General features: G+C 45.6%; 2 protein-coding genes. Both read left to right on the top strand.

Translation table 11 applies throughout. The features are described 5' to 3' along the window. Positions 1-248 (top strand): thioesterase family protein (locus tag A3729_RS33640; protein ID WP_197476240.1); only part of this gene is annotated, 248 nt, incomplete at its 5' end. Positions 249-538: 290 nt separating this feature from the next. Beyond that, the coding region (locus A3729_RS28730) for an SDR family NAD(P)-dependent oxidoreductase (protein ID WP_068634543.1) at positions 539-1174 on the top strand (636 nt) is incomplete at its 3' end.

Genomic DNA, 1174 nt, shown 5'->3' with positions numbered 1-1174 from the left:
AGGAAGAGACTAAGTACAAAGCCGAAGTTAATATAGGTGATGAGTTGCGCGTAACAGTGGAGCCAGGTGAGCCAACTGGTTTTACCAAAACTGTGCAGATGCTACAAAATATCTATAAGGCCAATGGTGAACTATCGGCAGTTCATCGTTGTGTGGTGGGCTGGATGGACCTTGAAGCGAGAAAGATAATTGAGTTGCCCGAGAAGATTAAAGAGCTGTATTTGATAGAAGCGCTAGTAGAGGTCTGATTCTTTAGTGGTGTTCTTAATCGCTCAGGTTTTGAATGTCGCTATTAGTCTCATATAGACTGTGTTGTATGGAGCGTTAGCCTGCTTTATTAGTTTCCTTAGCCCCACTTGCATGGTCTTCTTACGCGATATGGTATTTACCCAAGGCGGTAAAGTGTGCTCTAGTAATGCAAATCTACCGGCTTATGCAATAGAAGGGGACTACCCAAGATACTCTGTATCGATGAGGATGCCTTCGCGCCGGAAGCTTCGATGACTACTAAAAAACAACAATCAGAGGCAGCACACTAATGAATCAAGAAACGATTTATATCACCGGTGCAGCGAGTGGCATTGGCCAGGAAATCGCACGGCGCTACGTAAAAACGGGTGCCAACCTGGCCTTATTCGATCTAAAGTTTGATGAGCAGGCAAAATCGCTTATTGAGGATCTAAGGCATAACTCCAGTCAGGGTATTGCCTATTACGAAGCCGATGTGACAGACCTGGATGGCCTGCTTAAAGTAGTTTCAGAAGCGGCGTGTCATGTGGGATTACCAACGATAGCCTTGCATTGTGCAGGTATTAATCGCACTGGTTTATTTGAAGCTGTACCAGCTAAAGAGTTTGAGACTGTTGTGACAGTTAACCTTTTTGGTTCTCGTAACTTTGCTCAGGCGACTATTCCTTTATTGAAGAAAAACAAAGTGCCTAGCAAGTTAGCCTTGGTGGCTTCTATGGCAGGGTTGGTCGGTACTTATGCCTATACCTCTTACAATGCCTCTAAGTTTGGGGTGGTGGGTTTAGCTCAGGCCTTGCGCACCGAACTGGCGCCTGAAGGTGTAGCGGTTCAAGTGATTTGTCCGCCAGAAGTTGATACGCCGATGGTGCATGAAGAACACAAAACTATTCACCCGGTTACCTTGAAGCTAAAACTTACAGCCGGT

It is taken from the genome of Oleiphilus sp. HI0043 (genome assembly GCF_001634935.1).
This window is presented reverse-complemented; position numbering and strand designations above follow the sequence as displayed.